Source organism: Glycomyces sambucus (genome assembly GCF_900102815.1).
In the GTDB taxonomy this organism is placed as follows: Bacteria; Actinomycetota; Actinomycetes; order Mycobacteriales; family Micromonosporaceae; genus Glycomyces; species Glycomyces sambucus.
The window spans coordinates 776,488-794,506 of record NZ_FNGF01000002.1 but is presented as its reverse complement, the minus strand read 5'-3'; the positions used below and the strand labels follow the sequence as shown (position 1 = coordinate 794,506).

The 18,019-nt window shown below is 71.9% G+C and carries 15 protein-coding genes; 8 read left to right on the top strand and 7 right to left on the bottom strand.

Annotated elements, in window-relative coordinates; translation table 11 throughout:
- Positions 1–63 precede the first annotated feature (63 nt).
- Positions 64–1,305 (bottom strand): ROK family transcriptional regulator, encoded by a 1,242-nt coding sequence (locus BLS99_RS08820; protein WP_091047041.1) that lies wholly within the window; start codon positions 1,303–1,305, stop codon positions 64–66.
- 141 nt (positions 1,306–1,446) lie between these two features.
- Between BLS99_RS08820 and BLS99_RS08815 the strand changes: the two genes are divergently transcribed.
- The 7 genes from BLS99_RS08815 to BLS99_RS08785 all read left to right on the top strand — a co-directional run bounded on the left by BLS99_RS08815 (position 1,447) and on the right by BLS99_RS08785 (position 11,691).
- Positions 1,447–3,123, top strand: a complete 1,677-nt coding sequence (locus tag BLS99_RS08815) for an ABC transporter substrate-binding protein (protein ID WP_091047038.1) — start codon at positions 1,447–1,449, stop codon at positions 3,121–3,123.
- A gap of 33 nt (positions 3,124–3,156) precedes the next feature.
- Positions 3,157–4,146 (top strand): ABC transporter permease, encoded by a 990-nt coding sequence (locus BLS99_RS08810; RefSeq protein ID WP_091047035.1) that lies wholly within the window; start codon positions 3,157–3,159, stop codon positions 4,144–4,146.
- 12 nt (positions 4,147–4,158) lie between these two features.
- Positions 4,159–5,172, top strand: coding sequence for an ABC transporter permease (locus BLS99_RS08805; protein ID WP_091047032.1), 1,014 nt, complete (start codon positions 4,159–4,161; stop codon positions 5,170–5,172).
- Entirely contained in the window at positions 5,169–6,050 is an 882-nt protein-coding gene (locus tag BLS99_RS08800) for an ABC transporter ATP-binding protein (RefSeq protein ID WP_091047029.1), read from the top strand. Before BLS99_RS08805 ends, BLS99_RS08800 begins: the two co-directional genes overlap by 4 nt.
- Positions 6,047–6,958: an ABC transporter ATP-binding protein gene (locus BLS99_RS08795; protein ID WP_091047025.1), complete on the top strand. Its 912-nt coding sequence runs from the start codon at positions 6,047–6,049 to the stop codon at positions 6,956–6,958. Before BLS99_RS08800 ends, BLS99_RS08795 begins: the two co-directional genes overlap by 4 nt.
- 61 nt (positions 6,959–7,019) lie before the next feature.
- A complete protein-coding gene (locus tag BLS99_RS08790; protein WP_091047023.1) occupies positions 7,020–9,548 on the top strand; it encodes a glycoside hydrolase family 2 protein in 2,529 nt (842 codons plus the stop codon).
- Positions 9,549–9,603: 55 nt separating this feature from the next.
- Entirely contained in the window at positions 9,604–11,691 is a 2,088-nt protein-coding gene (locus tag BLS99_RS08785) for a glycoside hydrolase family 36 protein (RefSeq protein ID WP_091047019.1), read from the top strand.
- 41 nt (positions 11,692–11,732) lie between these two features.
- Here the strand turns inward: BLS99_RS08785 and BLS99_RS08780 are convergent, their stop codons facing one another.
- Entirely contained in the window at positions 11,733–12,083 is a 351-nt protein-coding gene (locus BLS99_RS08780; protein ID WP_143034719.1) for a hypothetical protein, read from the bottom strand.
- 17 nt (positions 12,084–12,100) lie between these two features.
- Entirely contained in the window at positions 12,101–12,721 is a 621-nt protein-coding gene (locus tag BLS99_RS26885) for a LuxR C-terminal-related transcriptional regulator (RefSeq protein ID WP_342761260.1), read from the bottom strand.
- 258 nt (positions 12,722–12,979) lie between these two features.
- On the opposite strand from BLS99_RS26885, the gene BLS99_RS26135 reads away from it, so the two are divergent.
- Positions 12,980–14,179 carry a PucR family transcriptional regulator gene (locus tag BLS99_RS26135; RefSeq protein WP_176953261.1) on the top strand — a complete coding sequence of 400 codons (1,200 nt, stop codon included), beginning with the start codon at positions 12,980–12,982 and terminating at the stop codon, positions 14,177–14,179.
- Between the two features lie 99 nt (positions 14,180–14,278).
- Here BLS99_RS26135 and BLS99_RS08765 read toward each other — a convergent pair whose 3' ends face one another.
- From BLS99_RS08765 to BLS99_RS08750, 4 genes are read right to left on the bottom strand one after another with little or no spacing between them, the layout of a single operon-like run.
- Complete coding sequence (locus BLS99_RS08765; RefSeq protein WP_091047010.1) at positions 14,279–15,166, bottom strand: ABC transporter ATP-binding protein; 888 nt, start codon at positions 15,164–15,166, stop codon at positions 14,279–14,281.
- A gap of 1 nt (position 15,167) precedes the next feature.
- Positions 15,168–16,118: an ABC transporter ATP-binding protein gene (locus tag BLS99_RS08760; RefSeq protein WP_091047007.1), complete on the bottom strand. Its 951-nt coding sequence runs from the start codon at positions 16,116–16,118 to the stop codon at positions 15,168–15,170.
- A 2-nt stretch (positions 16,119–16,120) separates the two neighbouring features.
- Positions 16,121–17,002 carry an ABC transporter permease gene (locus BLS99_RS08755; RefSeq protein WP_091047004.1) on the bottom strand — a complete coding sequence of 294 codons (882 nt, stop codon included), beginning with the start codon at positions 17,000–17,002 and terminating at the stop codon, positions 16,121–16,123.
- Entirely contained in the window at positions 16,999–17,994 is a 996-nt protein-coding gene (locus BLS99_RS08750) for an ABC transporter permease (RefSeq protein ID WP_091047001.1), read from the bottom strand. Before BLS99_RS08750 ends, BLS99_RS08755 begins: the two co-directional genes overlap by 4 nt.
- Positions 17,995–18,019 lie beyond the last annotated feature (25 nt).

Here is an 18,019-nt window from a genome sequence, read left to right as displayed (position 1 = left end):
TACTGGAGGCGCCCGGCCGGCGACCGGGCGAAATCGACGGTTGGCACCCCGGGTCCGCCGAGGTCAGGGCGCGCCCCCTCGCGCCGGCTCCGCGGCGGGGAGGCGCGGCGGGGCCCCGACGGGCATGGTGCGCAGGACGTGCAGCGCACCACCGTGCGCGGCGGCGGACCCGGCGTTGGAGGACACGTGGACCCGCGGGCCGCTGAGGGCGCGGCCGAGCGCCCGTCGCTCCAGCGCGGCGGCCACGTGGTCGCGGTACAGGGTCCCGGCCACGGCGAACGCGGGCCCGGCGAGCACGACGGTGTCGAGGTCGAAGAGGTTCACCAGCGTCACGGCCGCCTGGCCGATCCAGTGCGCGGAGCGTTCGAGCATCGCGGCGGCGTCCGCGTCGCCCGCGCGCCAGGCCCGCGCGATCCGGTCGAAGTCCGCGAGCGTGCCGTCCCGCGCCCCGGTCACCGCGAACCGCTCGGCCAGGACCCGGTCGCCGAGCGCGCGGGCGACCACGGTGTGCGGCGCGGCCTCGGCCTGCGCGCACCCGGCGCCGCCGCACACGCACGGCCTGCTGCCGCCCGCGAGGGCCACGTGCCCGATCTCGACGGCGTTCGAGGCCCGGCCCCGGTACACCTCGCCGTCGACGATGACGCCGCCGCCGATCCCCGAGGCCATGTAGATGAGCCCGAACGTGTCGGTGCGCGGGGCCCCGGCCCACATCTCGCCGAGGGCCGCGGCGTTCGCGTCGTTCTCCAGCAGCACCGGCAGTCCGAGGCGTTCGGCGAGCGTCCCGGTGAGCGGGTACTCGAGCCATTCGGGACCGGGCTGGGCGGTGAGGAGCACGCCGCGTTCGAGGTCCTGGGGCCCGTGGGTCACCAGGCCGACGCCGAGGACGCGGGATCGCGCGACCCCGGCGCGGTCGAGCAGCGAGTCGACATGGTCGGCCAGGGCCGCCACGGTCGCGTCGGGGCCCCGGCCCCCGGTGCCCGGGAGGTTCGCGGTGGCGACGCGGGCGCCCGCGAAGTCGAGCACCACGATCGTGGCGCTGGTCCGGTCGACCTGGATGCCCACGGCGTGCCAGGCGCCGGCGACGAGCCGGAGGAGCCGGCGCGGCTGGCCGCGCCCGGGCTGCGGGTCGCGCCCGACCTCGCCGACGAGCCCGTCGGCGACGAGCGGCCGCACGGTGTTGGTGATGGTCGCGGCCGTCAGCCCGGTGCGCTCGGCGAGCTCGACGCGGCTGATGACGCCCTCGGCCCGCAGCAGGTCGAGGACGCGTCGGGCCGCGCCGGCGCGGGCTCCGCCCGGTCGGTGCATCGTGCGGGCCTCCTCTGGAAGTTCATCGGATCTTATTCTTGACACCTTAAATTTAACAGGTTAATAATTGGCCGGACGCTCAAGCGGGCGTACCCCCTCCAGTTCCGCGGGCGACGGCGCCCCGGACTCGAAAGGACGACGATGTCACCCAAGAACGCCTCGCGGCGCCGCGCCGCGGCCGCCCTCGCGGGCGCGGCCGTGCTCGGCCTCGCGCTCACCGCTTGCTCGGGGGGCTCCGGCAGCTCCTCCTCCGGCGACACCCTCGTGGTCTACACCGGCCAGGCCGGCGACTACCAGGTCAACTTCAACCCCTTCTCGCCCACCAAGATCGGCGGCATGGGGACGATCTTCGAATCCCTCTTCTTCTACAACAAGGCCGAGGTCCGCGACCCCGAGCCGCTGCTGGGCACCGAGGAGTCCTGGAACGAGGACGGCACCGTCCTGTCGGTGACCCTCCGCGACGACGTGCAGTGGACCGACGGCGAGGCGTTCACCGCCGACGACGTGGTCTTCACCTTCGACCTGCTCAAGGCCACCCCCGCGATCAACGGCGGCGGCTACGACGGCACCGCCGCGGCCGTCGACGACACGCACGTGACCCTCACCTTCGCGACGCCGATGTTCACCAAGGCCCCCGACCTGCTCAGCACCCCGATCGTGCCCGAGCACCTGTGGAAGGACATCGACCCGACCGCCGACGTCGTCGAGAAGCCCGTCGGCACCGGCGCGTTCACGCTCAAGGAGTTCAAGCCCCAGGCGTACACGCTGGAGTCCAACCCCGACTACTGGGGCGGCGAGCCGAAGGTCAAGGAGATCCGCTACCTGTCGCTGTCGGGCAACCAGGCCGGCGCCGACGCGATCGCGGCCGGGACCATCGACTGGCAGACCGGGCCCATCCCGGACATCCAGAACACGCACGAGAACTTCCCGGACTACGACGCGTACACGCAGTGGCAGAACCAGATGGTCCTCGGCACCTGCTCCAACCCCGACCTCGGCTGCGAGGGCCCGCAGACCGACCCGGCCGTGCGCAAGGCCCTCTACTACGCGATGGACCGCGACCAGCTCAACTCGCTGGCCTTCATGGACACCGCCAACGACGTCTCGCCGGTCTTCACCCTGACCCCGAGCCAGGACCAGTTCGTCTCGCCCGCGATCGAGGAGCCGGTCGCGTCCCCGACCGCGCAGACCGACACCGCCGTGCAGACCCTCGAAGCGGCCGGCTGGGCCAAGGGCTCGGACGGCATCTACGAGAAGGACGGCGAGCGCCTGGCCCTCACCGTCGAGGTCGTCACCGGCTGGACCGACTACATCACCGCCGTCGACACCATCGCCTCGCAGGCCAAGGAGGCGGGCATCGAGATCACCGCCGCCCAGTCGTCCTGGAACGAGTGGACCGACAAGCGCCTCAAGGGCGAGTTCGAGCTCGCCATCGACTCGCTGTGGCAGGGCCCCACGGCCGACCCGTACTACCTGTACAACTACTTCTTCGTGTCCACCGCCACCGCGCAGGTGGGGGAGTCCGCGGGCAACAACTACGCGCGCTTCAGCGACCCCGACGTGGACGCGGCCCTGGCCTCGCTCTCCTCGCTGCCGCTCGACGACGTGGCCGCCCGCCAGCCGTACTTCGACACCATCCAGGCCGCGGTCTGGGAGGACATGCCGTACGTGCCGATCATGACCGGCGGCACCACCAGCGTGTGGAACACCGCTGAGTTCACCGGCTGGCCCTCCGACGAGGACCTGTACGCCTTCCCGGCGGTCTGGTCCGCCTGGGACTGCGCCGAGATCTTCAAGCACCTCGAACCGCGGGGCTAGCGGGCGCCCGCCCCCGAGGAGGAGTCGAGACACGTGAACTATTTCCTGCGCAAATTGAGCTTCTACGCGGTGGCCCTGTGGGCCGCGCTGACGCTGAACTTCGCCATCCCGCGCCTGCTGCCGGGCAACCCCGTCGACATCCTGCTGGCCAAGCTCCAGCAGCGCGGCGAGGCGGTCACCCCGGAGACCCGCAAGGCGTACGCGCTCCTCCTCGGGGGCGACACCTCGGATCCCTTGTGGGTCCAGTACTGGGACTACCTGAAGAACCTCGCCCGCGGCGACCTCGGAGTCTCGGTCAGCTACTACCCGGCCAAGGTCTCCGACGTCATCCTGACGTCGCTGCCGTGGACGGTGGTGCTGGTCGGGGTCGCCACGATCATCGCGGCGGTGCTGGGCGTGCTGCTCGGCGCGATCGTGGGCTGGAGGCCCGGGACGTGGCTCGACTCGCTCATCCCCTCCACCACGCTCCTGGCGGCCGTCCCCTACTTCTGGCTCGCGCTCATCCTGGTGTACCTCCTCGCCCGCGTCCTGGGCTGGTTCCCGCTTCAGGGCGGCTACGACGTGGTGCTCACCCCGGGCTGGAACGGCGAGTTCATCGCCTCGGCGATCCAGTACGGGTTCCTGCCGGCGCTGACGATCGTGCTCGCCTCGATCGGCGGCTGGCTCCTGGGCATGCGGAACATGATGGTCTCCACCCTCTCGGAGGACTACATCCTCACCGCCGAGGCCAAGGGCCTGTCGCCGCGGAAGATCCTGCGCTCCTACGCCTCCCGCAACGCCGTGCTCCCCTCGGTGGCCGGCTTCGCGATCTCGCTCGGCTTCGTGGTCTCCGGCTCGGTCATCACCGAGCAGGTGTTCTCCTACCCCGGCATCGGCGGGCGCCTGCTCGGCGCGGTCACCAACAACGACTACGCCCTGATGCAGGGCGTCTTCCTCTTCATCACCCTCGCCGTACTGGGCGCGAACCTCCTGGTCGACCTCCTCTACGGCCTGATCGACCCCCGCACCCGGGCGCGGGCGTAAGGAGCGGCGACCATGACGAACCTCAAGCCCGCCAACACCACTCCCGTCGCCGACGCCGACCCCGCCGCCCCCGCGGCCCCCGCCCGCTCCGGCTGGCGCTCCCTCCTGCCCACCATGACCCCGTGGCTGGCGATCGGCCTCGCCCTCGTCGGCGGGATCGTCCTCTTCGGACTCATCGCGCCGCTGCTCGTGGGCGACCCGCGGCAGATCCGCGACCAGGGCCTGACCCCGCCGTCGGCCGAGTTCTGGCTGGGCACCACCCAGACCGGGCAGGACGTCCTCGCCCAGCTCGCGTTCGCCACCCGCGGCTCGCTCCAGATCGGCCTGCTCGTGGGCGTCCTCGCCACCGTGCTCTCGGCGTTCTTCGGCATCTACGGCGCCTACCGCGGCAAGTTCCTCGACGACGCGTTCTCCCTGTTCACCAACGTCTTCCTGGTGATCCCGGGCCTGCCGCTGGTCATCGTCATCTCCGGGTTCGTGCCCCGCGAGAGCCGCGGGCTGTGGACGATCGCCGTGGTCCTGGCCGTCACCGGCTGGGCCGCCTCGGCGCGCGTCCTCCACGCCCAGACCCTCTCGGTGCGCCAGCGCGACTACGTGGCCGCCTCACAGGTCTCCGGCGAACGGCCCTGGCGCGTCATCGTGGTCGAGATCCTGCCGAACCTGCTGCCGGTCATCGCCTCGCAGTTCGTGTTCGCCGTCATCGCCGCGATCCTCGGCGAGGCCGGGCTCTCCTACATCGGCCTGGGCGCCTCCAACTCCGCCACCCTCGGCACCATGCTCTTCTACGCCCAGAACGGGTTCGCACTCTCGCTGGGCGCCTGGTGGTGGTTCGTGCCCCCGGGCCTGATGATCGCCCTGTTCGGCACCGGCCTGTCCCTCGTCAACTTCTCCATCGACGAGGTCATCAACCCCAAGCTCAAGAACCTGCGCCAGCACCGCAGGCGCGCCCGCCGGGCGCTGCGCCTCGAACGCGAGCTCGCCCGCGCCTCGCGCCGCACCGCCGCCGTGAAGGAGACCGACCGATGACCGCCACCCCCGCGCCGCCGGTGCTCACCGTCGAAGACCTCACCGTCGTGTACGAAGTGGACGAACCGGTGACCGCGGTGCGCAACGCCGGCCTCACCCTCCACCGCGGCGAGATCCTCGGCCTCGCCGGCGAGTCCGGCTGCGGCAAGACCACCCTCGCGTACGCCGTCAACCGCCTCCACCGCCCGCCCGCGCGCATCGCCTCGGGCCGCATCACCTTCCACGACCGCTCCGGCGAGGACGTCGACCTCCTCGCCCTCGACGACCGCGAACTGCGGGCCTTCCGCTGGGACAAGCTCTCCATGGTCTTCCAGGGCGCCATGAACGCCCTCAACCCGGTCGGCACCGTCCGCGCCCAGCTCCGCGACACCCTCCTCGCGCACCGGCCCCGCATGTCCCGCAAAGAGGTCCAGGGCCGCTCCGAGGAGGTGCTGCGCCGCGTCGGGGTCGACCCCCGGCGCCTCGGCTCCTACCCCCACGAGCTGTCCGGCGGCATGCGCCAGCGCGTCATGATCGCCATGGCCATGCTCCTGGAACCGCAGATCATGATCATGGACGAGCCGACCACCGCCCTCGACGTGGTCGTCCAGCGCGACATCCTCCGCGAGATCGTGCGCCTGCGCGACGAACTCGACTTCGCCGTCGTCTTCATCACCCACGACCTCCCGCTCCTGCTGGAGATCAGCGACCGCATCGCCGTCATGCTCGACGGCGAGATCGTCGAACTCGACACCGCCGCGGGGCTCTACCGCGACGCCAAGCACCCGTACACGCGGAAGCTCCTGGGCTCCTTCCCGAGCCTGTCGGGGGAGCGCGGCGCGTTCATCCGCACCGGCGTCGACCAGACCGCCGGCGCCCCGACCGAGGAGCGAGCATGACCAGCGTGCACGTCACCGACCTGGTGAAGGACTACACGATCCGGGGCGGCCTCAAGCGCACCCGGCTGCGCGCGGTCGACCACGTCAGCCTGGAGCTCACCCCCGGGCGCACCGTCGCGCTCGTCGGCGAGTCGGGCTCGGGCAAGTCCACGATCGCGAAGATCCTCACCCGCATGGAGACCCCCACCTCCGGCGGCGTGAAGGTCGTCCGCGACGACGGCACCGAAGTGGACAGGGCCGCGTACCGCCGCGAGGTCCAGATGGTCTTCCAGGACCCCTTCGCCTCGCTCAACCCGTTCCACTCCATCGAGCACCACATCGCCCGCCCGCTGCGCATCCACGACCGCACGGCCGCGGGGGAGGAGACTCGGCAGCGGGTCCTGGAGATGCTCGAACGCGTCAACCTCACGCCCGCCGCGACCATCGCGCCCCGGCGCCCCCACGAGCTCTCGGGCGGGCAGCGCCAGCGGGTCGCCATCGCCCGCGCGCTCGCCCCCGGCGCCCGGGTCCTCATCGCCGACGAGCCCGTGTCCATGCTCGACGTCTCCATCCGCCTCGGCGTGCTCAACCTCCTGGGCCGCCTCCAGCGCGAGGACGACCTCGCCGTCCTCTACATCACCCACGACCTCGCCACCGCGCGCCACTTCTCCGACGAGATCACCGTCCTCTACCGCGGCCGCGTCGTCGAGCGCGGCCCCGCCGACGCCGTCATCCTCGACCCGCACCACGAGTACACGAAGCTCCTCGCCGCCGCCGCGCCCGACCCCGAACGGCTCGGCCGCGTCACCGCCGACGCGCCCGTCGACCGCGACGCGATCGACAACGGCGCCTGCTACGACCACTTCGCGGGCGAATGGCGCGAGGCCGGCGTCCCCGCCGCGGAGGCGCGGGCCGCCGTCCGCGACTGACGACTCGCGGGACCGGCGCTCCCGCGAGACCGCACACCCACAACCGATGTGAAGGACCCACATGACCTACCTCCCCGCGACGTTCCGTCCGCTCCACGAGGGCTGGACCCTGACCGCCGCCGCGCTCCCCGCGGACGCGCCCGTCGACGCCGCGGCGCTGGCCGCGGGCGTCCCGGCGGCCGTGCCGGGCGAGGCGCACCTGGACCTGCGCCGCGCCGGACTCGTCGCCGACCCCTTCGACGGCGACAACGAGGCCGCCCAGCAGTGGATCGGCGACACCTCGTGGCGCTTCACCACCGCGTTCACGTGGACCGACGACGGATCGGACCGCCACGACCTGGTCGCGCACGGCCTCGACACCGTCGCCACCGTGCTGCTCAACGGGACCGAGGTCGCCCGCACCGAGAACATGTTCCGCTCCTACCGCTGGGACGTGCGCGGGCTGCTGCGCGACGGGGAGAACACCCTCGCCGTGGTCTTCGCCGCCCCCGTGCCCGAGACCCTCGCCCGCGCCGAGCGCGACGGCGCCCTGCCGAGCACCAACCACCACGAGTACAACCAGCTCCGCAAGATGGCCTGCTCCTTCGGCTGGGACTGGGGCATCGACGTGGCCGGCGCCGGGATCTGGAAGCCCATCGGCCTCGACTCCTGGACCGGCGCCCGCGTCGCCGCCGTCCGCCCCCTGGTCGACGTCGCCGAGCGCGGGGACGGCGGCCACGACGGCGTCCTCACCGCCCACGTCGACATCGAGCGCGCCGGCGCCGACGGCGACGTCGAGATCCTCGTCGTCCTCGTCGACCCCGACGGGCGCCCCCTGGAGACCGCCGCCACGGTCCCCGCCGGATCGGACTCGGCCACCGTCGTGATCGACGTCCCGCACGTGCGCCGCTGGTGGCCCGCCGGCCACGGCGACCAGCCCCTCTACGACGTCATCGTCGAAGCCGGCCAAGGCGCCTGGCGCGGCCGCGTCGGCTTCCGCACCGTCGCGCTCGACACCGAGCCCGACGCCGCCGGCGCCCCCTTCGACCTCCGCGTCAACGGCGAGCGCGTCCTCGTGCGCGGCGCCAACTGGATCCCCGACCACGCCTTCCTCACCGAGGTCGACCGCGACCGGTACGCCCGCCGCGTCGCCGACGCCCTGGAGGCCAACGTCAACCTCCTGCGCGTGTGGGGCGGCGGCATCTACGAGTCCGACGACCTCTACGACCTCGCCGACGAGCACGGCCTGCTCATGTGGCAGGACTTCCTCTTCGCCTGCGCCGCCTACAGCGAGGACGACCCGCTCCGCTCCGAGATCGAGGCCGAGGCCCGCGAGCAGGTCACCCGCCTCAGCCCCCACCCGTCCCTGATCCTGTGGAACGGCAACAACGAGAACACCTGGGGCTCGGTCGACTGGGCCTGGGCCCACCGCCTCGGCGGCCGCGGCTGGGGCGACGCCTACTACACCGAGGTCCTGCCCGGCGTCCTCGCCGAACTCGACCCCACCCGGCCCTACTCGCCCGCGAGCCCCCACTCCTTCGGCGACTACCGCCACCCCAACGACGAGCGCTACGGCACCATGCACGTGTGGGACGTGTGGAACCGCGCCGACTACTCGGTCTACGCCGACTACCGGCCCCGCTTCGTCTCCGAGTTCGGCTTCCAGGCCCCGCCCGCGTGGTCGACCCTCGCCGCGGTCGTCCACGACGAGCCCCTGGACCCCTTCGGCCACCAGATGCTCGTGCACCAGAAGGCCCACCTCGGCAACGCCAAGCTCCAGCGCGGCTGGCAGGGCCACCTCCCCGACCCCCAGTCCATCGAGGACTGGCACTGGACCACCCAGCTCAACCAGGCCCACGCCATCCGCTTCGGCGTCGAGCACTTCCGCTCCCTCACGCCCCACAACACCGGCACGATCCTGTGGCAGCTCAACGACAACTGGCCCGTGGTCTCCTGGGCTGCGGTCGACTTCGCCGAGCAGCGCAAGCCCCTGTGGCACGCCCTGCGCGACATGTACGCCCCGCGCCTGGCCACCCTCCAACCCCGGCCCTCCGCCAAGGCCCTCGCCGAGGCGTGGGAAGGACTCCCGCCCGAACGCGACGCGCTGGCGCTCGTCCTCGTCAACGACACCGGCGAGGACTACGAGGGGGCCTTCACGGTGGTCCGCGAGACCTTCGACGGGAACGTGCTCGCCAAGGCCGAGGTCACCGCGTCGGTCCCCGCCCGCGGCGCCGCCACGGTCCCCGTCCCCGCCGAGGTCGCCGCGTTCAGTGACCCGGCCGCCGAGGCCGTGGTCGCCGTCGCCGCCGACGGCGCCTTCGCCCCGGCCCACCACTACGGCACCGAGGTCCTGCACCAGCGGCTCGACCCCGACCCGCTCCGCGTCGAAGCCGTCGAAGAGGACGGGGCCGTGGCGCTCCGGATCACCGCGGCCTCGCTCGCCCGCGACGTGTTCTGCCACGCCGACACCGTCGACCCCCGCGCCCGCGCCGACCGCGGCATGGTCACCCTCCGCGCGGGCGAGACCGCCGTCATCCGCGTCGAGACCCCCGCCGGGGCCGCGCCCGACGCGTTCGCCGCCGCCCTGCGCTGCGCGAACGACCTGCTTTAGAACACCGATCCGCCGCCCGGCCGCGAGGCCGGGCGGCGCCGCGAGGAGACACGCCATGCGATGGTCCACGAAGGACTTCGACCTCGAGTTCGCCACGGCGGCCGACGCACCGGTCAGCCTCCGCTCGCTCACGCCCGCAGGGGCTCCCGGCCCGACCGCCGCCACCCCGCCCCTCGTCGAGGTCCAGGTCCTCGGCCACGGCCGCTTCCCCGGCAGCCACCGCTACTCCTGCACCACCGTCGGCGCGCGCCTGCGCTACACCGGCCACGACCTCGCCGACGGCGCCCTCCGCCTCCACCAGGCCGACCCCGTCACCGGCCTCCACGCCACCAGCGTCTTCGCCCCCTCCGACGGCGCGGTCCGGACCTGGACGGTCCTGCGCGCCGGGGACCGCCCGGTCACCGTCCAGGCCGTCACCTCCCTCGTCCTGGGCACCTTCGTGAACGAGGCGACCGCGGTGGACGACCTCGACGTCCTGTGGGGCGACAACGACTGGGTCGCCGAGTCCCGCTGGCACCGCGCCCCGCTCCGCGAGGTCGGCCTGCCCGCCATGGACCCCGCCGTGCACCACCACATGAACCGCGCCCGCATGGCCGTCACCACCCGCAGCTCCTGGTCCACCGGCGAGCGCCTGCCGACCGGCCTCATCACCGGACGCGGCACCGCGCTGGCCTTCCAGATCGAGCACAACGGCGCCTGGCACTGGGAGGTCGGCGAGGACCGCACCGGCGCCTCGCTCGCGCTCCTGGGCCCCACCGACGCCGAGCACCAGTGGAGCACCACGCTCGCCCCCGGCGCGACGTTCACCTCAGTGCCCGTCGCCGTCACCCTCGCGCACCACGCCGACGACCCGGTGGGCGCCGCCCTCGCCGCGCTCACCGCCCACCGCCGCTCCCTCACCGCCGCGAGCGGCACCGCCGGACTCGACGGCCCGCTCCCGGTCGTCTACAACGACTACATGAACACCCTCATGGGCGACCCGACCGCCGCGAAGGTGCTCCCGCTCGCCGAGGCCGCCGCCAAAGCCGGTGCGGATTACTACTGCATCGACGCGGGCTGGTACGACGACGATGCCGGCGGCTGGTGGGACGCCGTGGGCGCCTGGGAGCCCAGCGCCTCGCGCTTCCCCGACGGTCTCGGCGCCGTCCTCGACCGCATCAGGGACCTCGGCCTCGTCCCCGGGATCTGGCTCGAACCCGAGGTCGTCGGCGTCCACTCCCCGCTCGCCGACACGCTGCCGGCCGACGCGTTCTTCCAGCGCGGCGGCCACCGCGTGGTCGAGCACGGCCGCTACCAGCTCGACCTGCGCCACCCGGCCGCCCGCGCGCACCTCGACGCCGTCGTGGACCGCCTTGCGGGCATGGGGGTCGGCTTCTTCAAGCTCGACTACAACATCATGCCCGGACCGGGCACCGACACCGGCGGCCTCGCCCCCGGGGCGGGCCTGCTGGAGCACTGCCGCGCCTACTTGGACTGGCTCGACGCCGTCCTCGCCCGCCACCCGGGCCTGTTGATCGAGAACTGCGCCTCCGGCGGCATGCGGGCTGACTACGCGACCCTCTCCCGCCTCCACCTCCAGTCCACATCAGACCAGCAGGACCCGCTGCTGTACCCCGCCATCGCCGCCGCCACCCCCGCCTCGATCCTCCCCGAGCAGGCCGGGCACTGGGGCTACGCGCAGCCCGAGATGAGCGCCGAGGAGTCCGCGTTCACCCTCGTCGCGGGCCTCACCGGGCGGCTGTACCTCAGCGGGCACCTCGCCCGCATGGACGAGGAGCAGCTGGCGCTCGTCGCCACCGCCGTCGCCGCGCACCGCGAGCTCCTGCCGCACACCGCCGCCGCGGTCCCGTCCTGGCCCCTCGGCCTCGACCACCGCGGCCCCTGGCAGGCGTTCGCGCTCCACACCGCCGACACCGCGGTCGTCACCGTGTGGCGCCTCCCGGGCGCCCCGGCCGCGCTCGAACTCCCGCTCCCGGCCCTGCGCGGGCACCAGCTCACGTGCGACCAGGTCTTCCCGGCCCCCGGCACGCCCGGAACGGGCGAGTGGAGCCGCGCCTGGAACGCCGCCGACGGGGTCCTGCGCATCGCCACCGACGTCCCGGCCCCCACCGCCCGCGTCCTGCGCCTGACCAAGGCGCCCTAGACCAAGGCGCTCTAAGACAGCGCGTCCAAGAACAGCGCGCCCTAGGACATCCGCTCGGGCGGCCCGCCGGTGCGCTCCCGGTAGGCCGCCACGATCTCGTCCTCGACGTCCTCCCCGGACCGGAGCCGCACCAGCAGCGGCACCGCCCAGTGGAGGTCCGCCGCGTCGAACTCCACCGCGAACAGCGGATTCAACCCGTCCGCGTCGACCACGTTCGCCAGCGGCACCCGCCCGCCCGCGTTCACCGCGTGCGGACCGACCGAGAACGACACCACCGAGTGCGCGCCCGCCGCGTGCAGCCCCACCTCGACCGGGTGCGGCCAGCTCCCGGACCCGGTGCGCGCGAGCACGAGGAACCGCGGGGGAGGTGCGGGCCGCTTCCGTTTCGCCATCGGGCCATTCAACCAGCTCAGCAGATGAGGCGCGAACGGAACGCCTCGGCCACGGCGTGCGCCCGGTCGTGCACCCCGAGCTTGCGGAAGAGCCGCTTCGCATGGCACTTCACGGTGTCGATCGACAGGAACAGCTCGGTCGCGATCTGCGCGTTCGACTTCCCGTCGCTCATCGCCCGCAGCACCTGGACCTCCCTGGGCGTCAAGCGGTTCGGGCGCGGGCGCATCGCCTGGACAGGGATCGCCGCGGCGGCGCGGACCGCCCCGGGGAACGTCAGGATGATCGACCGCGCCACCGAGGCGGTGAGCTGGTCGGTCTCCGTCCCCAGGCCGCACACCAGCGCGTTCGTGCCCGACGCGATGGCCCGGGACGCCGTGAACGGCGAGATCGGGCCCGTGAGCACCACCTCGGTGTACGGGCTCTGCGCCCGCACGGTGCTGGTGAACATCACCGGGTCCGCCCCGATGAACGCGAGGTCGACCACCACGAGGTCGGTGGGGGCGCGGCGGTGGAGCTCCAGCAGCTCGGGCACGTCGGCGGCCGTCGCGACCGAGCGCGCGACCCCCATGTAGTCGGCGCAGGCGGCGATCTGTCCCTGGGCCGCCGCCGTCGCGAGCCCGACGATCATCGTCTTCACTGCGTCCTGCCTTTCACTGGGAGAGGTGAATTCGGCGATCGAAGTCCGGCGCCGGACGCGGCACCTTCGCCGGTTCGCGCCTTTCACCCCGATTTGCAACCGCCCCATACTGTCCGGCGCCCTTGCCTGACGCCATATAGATTGACGCTTGAGCGCGGATGCGGTCGTTGGCTCACGGGACAGCGTTTCGGCCGTCCGGTTGTTCCGGGGCACAGTTCGTCCGACACGGTTCCCATCGAGACGGCGAAGGCGGCGGACGTGACAGCGGAGATCATCGAGTCGACCAGCAGGACCGCGGAAGAGGTCATCCGGCGGATCGGCGGGGGCGTCCCCGCGCTCGCCGACCGCATCACCGGGCGCATCTTCGCGGAGATCCCGATCTACGCCTCGGGCGCGATCGCGACCCGCGAGGCGGTGCTCCAGTCCGTGGTGTCCAACGTCGAGGACGCGTTCGACCGCCTCTCGGGGCAGAAGTTCGACCTCGCGGCGGCGGTCAAGACCGGCCGGGTGCGGGCGCAGCAGGGCCTCCCGCTCGCGGACCTGCTCACCTCGTTCCGGATGGGCTACGACGAGACGTGGGGCGCGATCATCCGCGCCGCGCGCGCGGCCCCGGCGATCCCCGCCGACGACATCGTCGACCTGTCCCACAACTGGTTCCACCTGCACAACCTGGTGGGCGACACGCTCATCCACGCCTACCGCGAGGAGGCCCAGCACCTCCTGCTCACCCGCGAGCGCGAGCGCGCGGCGCTGGTGAACGTGCTGCTCTCCACCGACGTCGGCCTCGCCACCGTGGTCGAGGTCGCCGACAAGCTGCGGCTCCCGGTGGAGGGGGTCTTCGTGGTGGTCGCGGCGGCGACCGGCCTCGGGAAGGACCCGATCCCGCGGGTCGACTCGAACCTGGCGGCCATCGACGTGGGCTCGGTCTGGCACCTGACCCAGGACGCGCTGGTCGGGGTGCTCTCACTGGAGAAGGCGACGCGCATGGGCCCGGTCCTGGAGGTCCTGGGCCGCCACGCCTCCGGCCCGGTCGGCGTCAGCCCGGTCTTCGCGCCGCTGCGGCGCGCGGCGTGGGCGCTCGGCCTGGCGCAGCTCGTGCTGCGCCGCCACTCGGGCGCCGCGGCGGTCGAGCAGTTCAAGGACAACCCGATGAACGTGCTCGTGGCCTCCGCTCCCGATGCGGCGCAGGAGACCTCGCGGACCATCCTGGGCGGCCTGCTGCGCCTGCCGGCCGAGCGCCGGGACCTGCTGCTGGAGACGTTCACCGCGTGGATCGAGTCGGGCGGCTCGGCGCAGGCCACCGGCGAGCTGCTGACCTGCCACCCGAACACCGTCCGGCACCGCCTGCGCCGCATCGAACTCGCCACGGGCAAGCACCTCACGCACCCGGGCGAGATCGCCGAACTCGTGGCCGCCTGCCACGCCTGGACCCAGCTTCCGCCGCAGTCCTGGGAGTAACGCAGTCTGGGGAGTAGTGCGGTCTGGGGGTAACGCAGTCTGGGGAGTAGTGCGGTCCTGAGATCCAAGGACCGCACTACTCCCCAGACCGTCCCCCGTTCACGGGTGCGCGGCTACCCAGTGGCCCTCGTCGACCTCGGTCAGCGGCGCGGGGTCGAGGTCGCGGTCGCCGTCCGCCTCCAGCTTCTCGGGCACGGCCTCGCTGTCGGACCACTTGCGGTGGAGCTGCGGCACGGAGGCGAGGAGGTTGCGCGAGTACGGGTGCCGCGGGTCGGTGAAGACCTTCCCGGTCGTCCCCGACTCGACCACCGCGCCGTGGCGCATGATGACCACCCGCTCGCTGATGTAGTTCGCCAGCGAGAGGTCGTGGGTGATGAACAGGACGCCCAGGCCGCGCTCCTTCAGCTCGCCGAGGAGGTTGAGCACGTCAATGCGGGTGGAGGCGTCGAGCATGCTGATGATCTCGTCGGCCACGAGCACCTTGATGTCCAGCAGCAGCGCGCGGGCGATGAGCATCCGCTGGAGCTGCCCGCCGCTGAGCTGGTGCGGGTACTTGCCGAGGACCGAGCCGGGGTCGAGCCGCACGCCCTGGAGCACGTCCTCGACCCGCGCGGTCCACTCGGCGCGCTTGACGTCGGCGAAATACGACTCCCGGACGGTCTCGAAGATCCTGTCGGCCTTGAAGATCGGGTTGTAGCTGCTGAACGGGTCCTGGAACACGCCCTGCACCCGCCGGTAGTACGCCTTGCGGGCCGCGTGCCCGCGGGCGGTGACGTCCTCGCCGTCCAAGAGGATCTGCCCCTTGGTGACCGAGGTCAGCTGGAGGACCATCTTCCCGATCGTGGTCTTGCCGCTGCCGGACTCGCCGACGACCGACAGGACCTCGCCGGGGGCGATGTCGATGCTGACGTCGCGGACGGCCGTCAGGCGCTTGGAGCCGAGCGCGCCGACCCGGTACGACTTCCACACGTGCTTGAGTTCGAGCATGTCAGTTCGCCTTCCAGCACGCGACCTCGTGGCCCGCCTCGACCTGGACCACCGGCGGCTCGGCCTCGCACTCCTCGGAGGCGAGCGGGCACCGGTCGCGGAAGCGGCACCCGGTCGGCGGGTGCAGCAGGTGCGGGGGCTTGCCGGGGATGCTCTGGAGCCGCTCGTCGCCGTACTCCAGGCCCACCTCGGGCAGGGCCCCGATGAGCGCCTTCGTGTAGGGGTGCTTGGGGGACTTGATGATCGTCTCGGCCGGGGCCTTCTCGACGATCCGGCCGGCGTACATGACCATGATGGTGTCGGCGATCTGGTACACCAGGGACAGGTCGTGGGTGACCACGATCATCGACTTGACGAACCCCATGTCGCGGAAGCGGACCAGCGTCTCGGCGACGGCCTTCTGGTTGGTGACGTCGAGCGCGGAGGTGACCTCGTCGGCGATGAGCAGGCTCGGGTCGAGCAGGGTCGACAGCACCATGACGACCCGCTGCTTCATGCCGCCCGACAGCTCGATCGGGTAGTTGTCGAGGACCTTCTCGCCGAGCCCCACCAGCTCCAGGCGCGACACCAGCTCGTCCTTGAACACGCGGTACGACTTCCCGCGGGCCCGCAGCAGCTCGCTCGTCATCTTCCCGATCTTGCGGGTCGGGTTGAGCGCGCTCATGGAGTACTGCGGGATGATCGAGACCTCCTTCCAGCGGCGGGCGTTCATCGCGCGGTCGTCGCCGATGGGCAGCTCGTCGCCGTCGAGCACGGCCGTGCCGCCGACGTGCCGCATCCGGCCGTCGAGGCGGATGAGGCTCTTGCCGAGGGTGGTCTTGCCGCAGCCGGACTCGCCCGCGAGGCCGACGATCTCGCCGTCCGCGAGGGAGAACGAGACCCCGTCGAGGGCGCGCACGTCGCCTTTGAGGGTGCGGTAGTGGACCTTGAGGTCCGCCACTTCCAGGGTCATGGCTACATCTCCCTGAGCTTGGGGTTGAAGACCTCGTCGAGGCCGACGTTGGTGATGTACAGGGCCCCGACGATGAGCGTGATCGCCAGGCCGGGCGGGACGAACCACCACCACAGGCCGAGGTGGAGCGAGCTCCACGCCATCGACTGCTGCATCATGGTGCCGAGCGAGACGGCGTTGGCGGGCCCGAGGCCGATGAAGTCGAGCATCGCGGCGAACAGGATCGCGCCGCCGAACAGCAGGATCATCGACATGAGCAGGTAGGACGCCATGTTCGGCATGATCTCCCGGACGATGATCTGCCCAGAGCGCTTGCCCGTCAGCCGCGCCAGGTCCACGTAGTCGCGGTTCGCGAGCGTGAACGTCTGGGCGCGGACGGCCCTCGCCACCCACGGCCACGAGAAGATCCCGATGATGACCGCCTGCGTGACGACCCCGCGCACCTCCAGGTAGGAGCTGATGACGATGAGCACGGCGAGCGCGGGCAGCACCAGGACCACGTTGGTGATCATGTTGAGGACCTCGTCGACCAGGCCGCCGCGGTAGCCGGCGGTGAAACCCACGGCCAGTCCGATGACGAACGAGATGCCGCCGCCGAGCGTGCCGACCAGGTACGAGGACCGGAGCCCGTGCACGAACTGCGTGAACACGTCCTGCCCGAAGTACGTGGTGCCGAACCAGTACTCGCCCGACGGCGCCTCGGACTTGGGGCCGACGTACTCGTTGGGGGAGTCGGACAGGAAGAGCGGCCCGATGAGCCCGAGCAGGAGCAGCGCGAGCACGAGCGAGAGGCCGATCGCGACCTTCGGGTTGCGCAGCGCGAAGTACAGGTGCTCGTTGCGGCGCCCGACCGGTTCGGTCTGGAGGACGACTTCGGCGCTCATGACTGGCCTCCTTCGAGTCCGAGGCGGGTGCGGGGGTCGACCAGGACGTACACGACGTCGGCCAGGAAGTTGAAGACGAGCACGCCGATCACGATGAACAGCAGGATGCCCTGGAGCAGGAAGAAGTCCTGGCTGCTGATGGCGTTGAGCAGGAGGCTCCCCAGGCCCGGGTACGCGAACACGACCTCGGTGACCAGCGCGCCGCCGACCACGACGCCCAGTTGCAGGGCCAGGCCGGTGATCTGGGGCAGGACGGCGTTGCGGAACGCGTACCGGCGCACCAGCCGGTTCGGGGCGCCGAGCGCCTGGAGGTAGTTCGAGTAGTCCGACTCCAGCTCGTAGATGACCAGGTTGCGCATGCCGATCGCCCAGCCGCCCAGGGCGACCACGAAGAGCGAGAGGAACGGCAGGAACCAGTGGTGCACCAGGTCGACGATGAACGTCCACGTGAACGCCGGGGTGAGCGCGAAGCTGTAGCCGCCGGCCACGGGGAACCAGCCCAGGATGATGCCGCCGACCCACGCGAGCAGGATCGCCAGCCACATGTACGGCACCGCGGTGAGCACGTACCCGATCGGCAGCGCCCCGTTGTCGAGGAGCTTGTTGCGGGCGGCCATGGCGCCCAGCGCGTTCCCCACGAACCAGCTCAGCAGGATCGAGGGCAGCAGCAGCGCGAGCGTGTACGGCAGGGCGTCGGCGACGACGGTCGCCACCGGGGAGGGGAAGGCGAAGACGCTGACGCCGAGGTCGCCGCGGAACAGCGCGGCCCAGTAGTTGAGGTACTGCTGCCACAGCGGCACGTCGAGGCCGAACAGCTCGTTGAAGTACCCGCGCATGGCCTCGGAGGACTCGAGGTTGGCGACGGAGTTGCGGGTGAGCATCCGCGCGACCGGGTCGCCGGGCATGAGCCGGGGGACGGCGAAGTTGATGGACACGGCGATGACGAACGTCAGTCCGTAGATGAGCAGTTTGCGCCTGAAGTAGCGGCCCAAGGGAACTCCTAGCGACAGGGCCGGG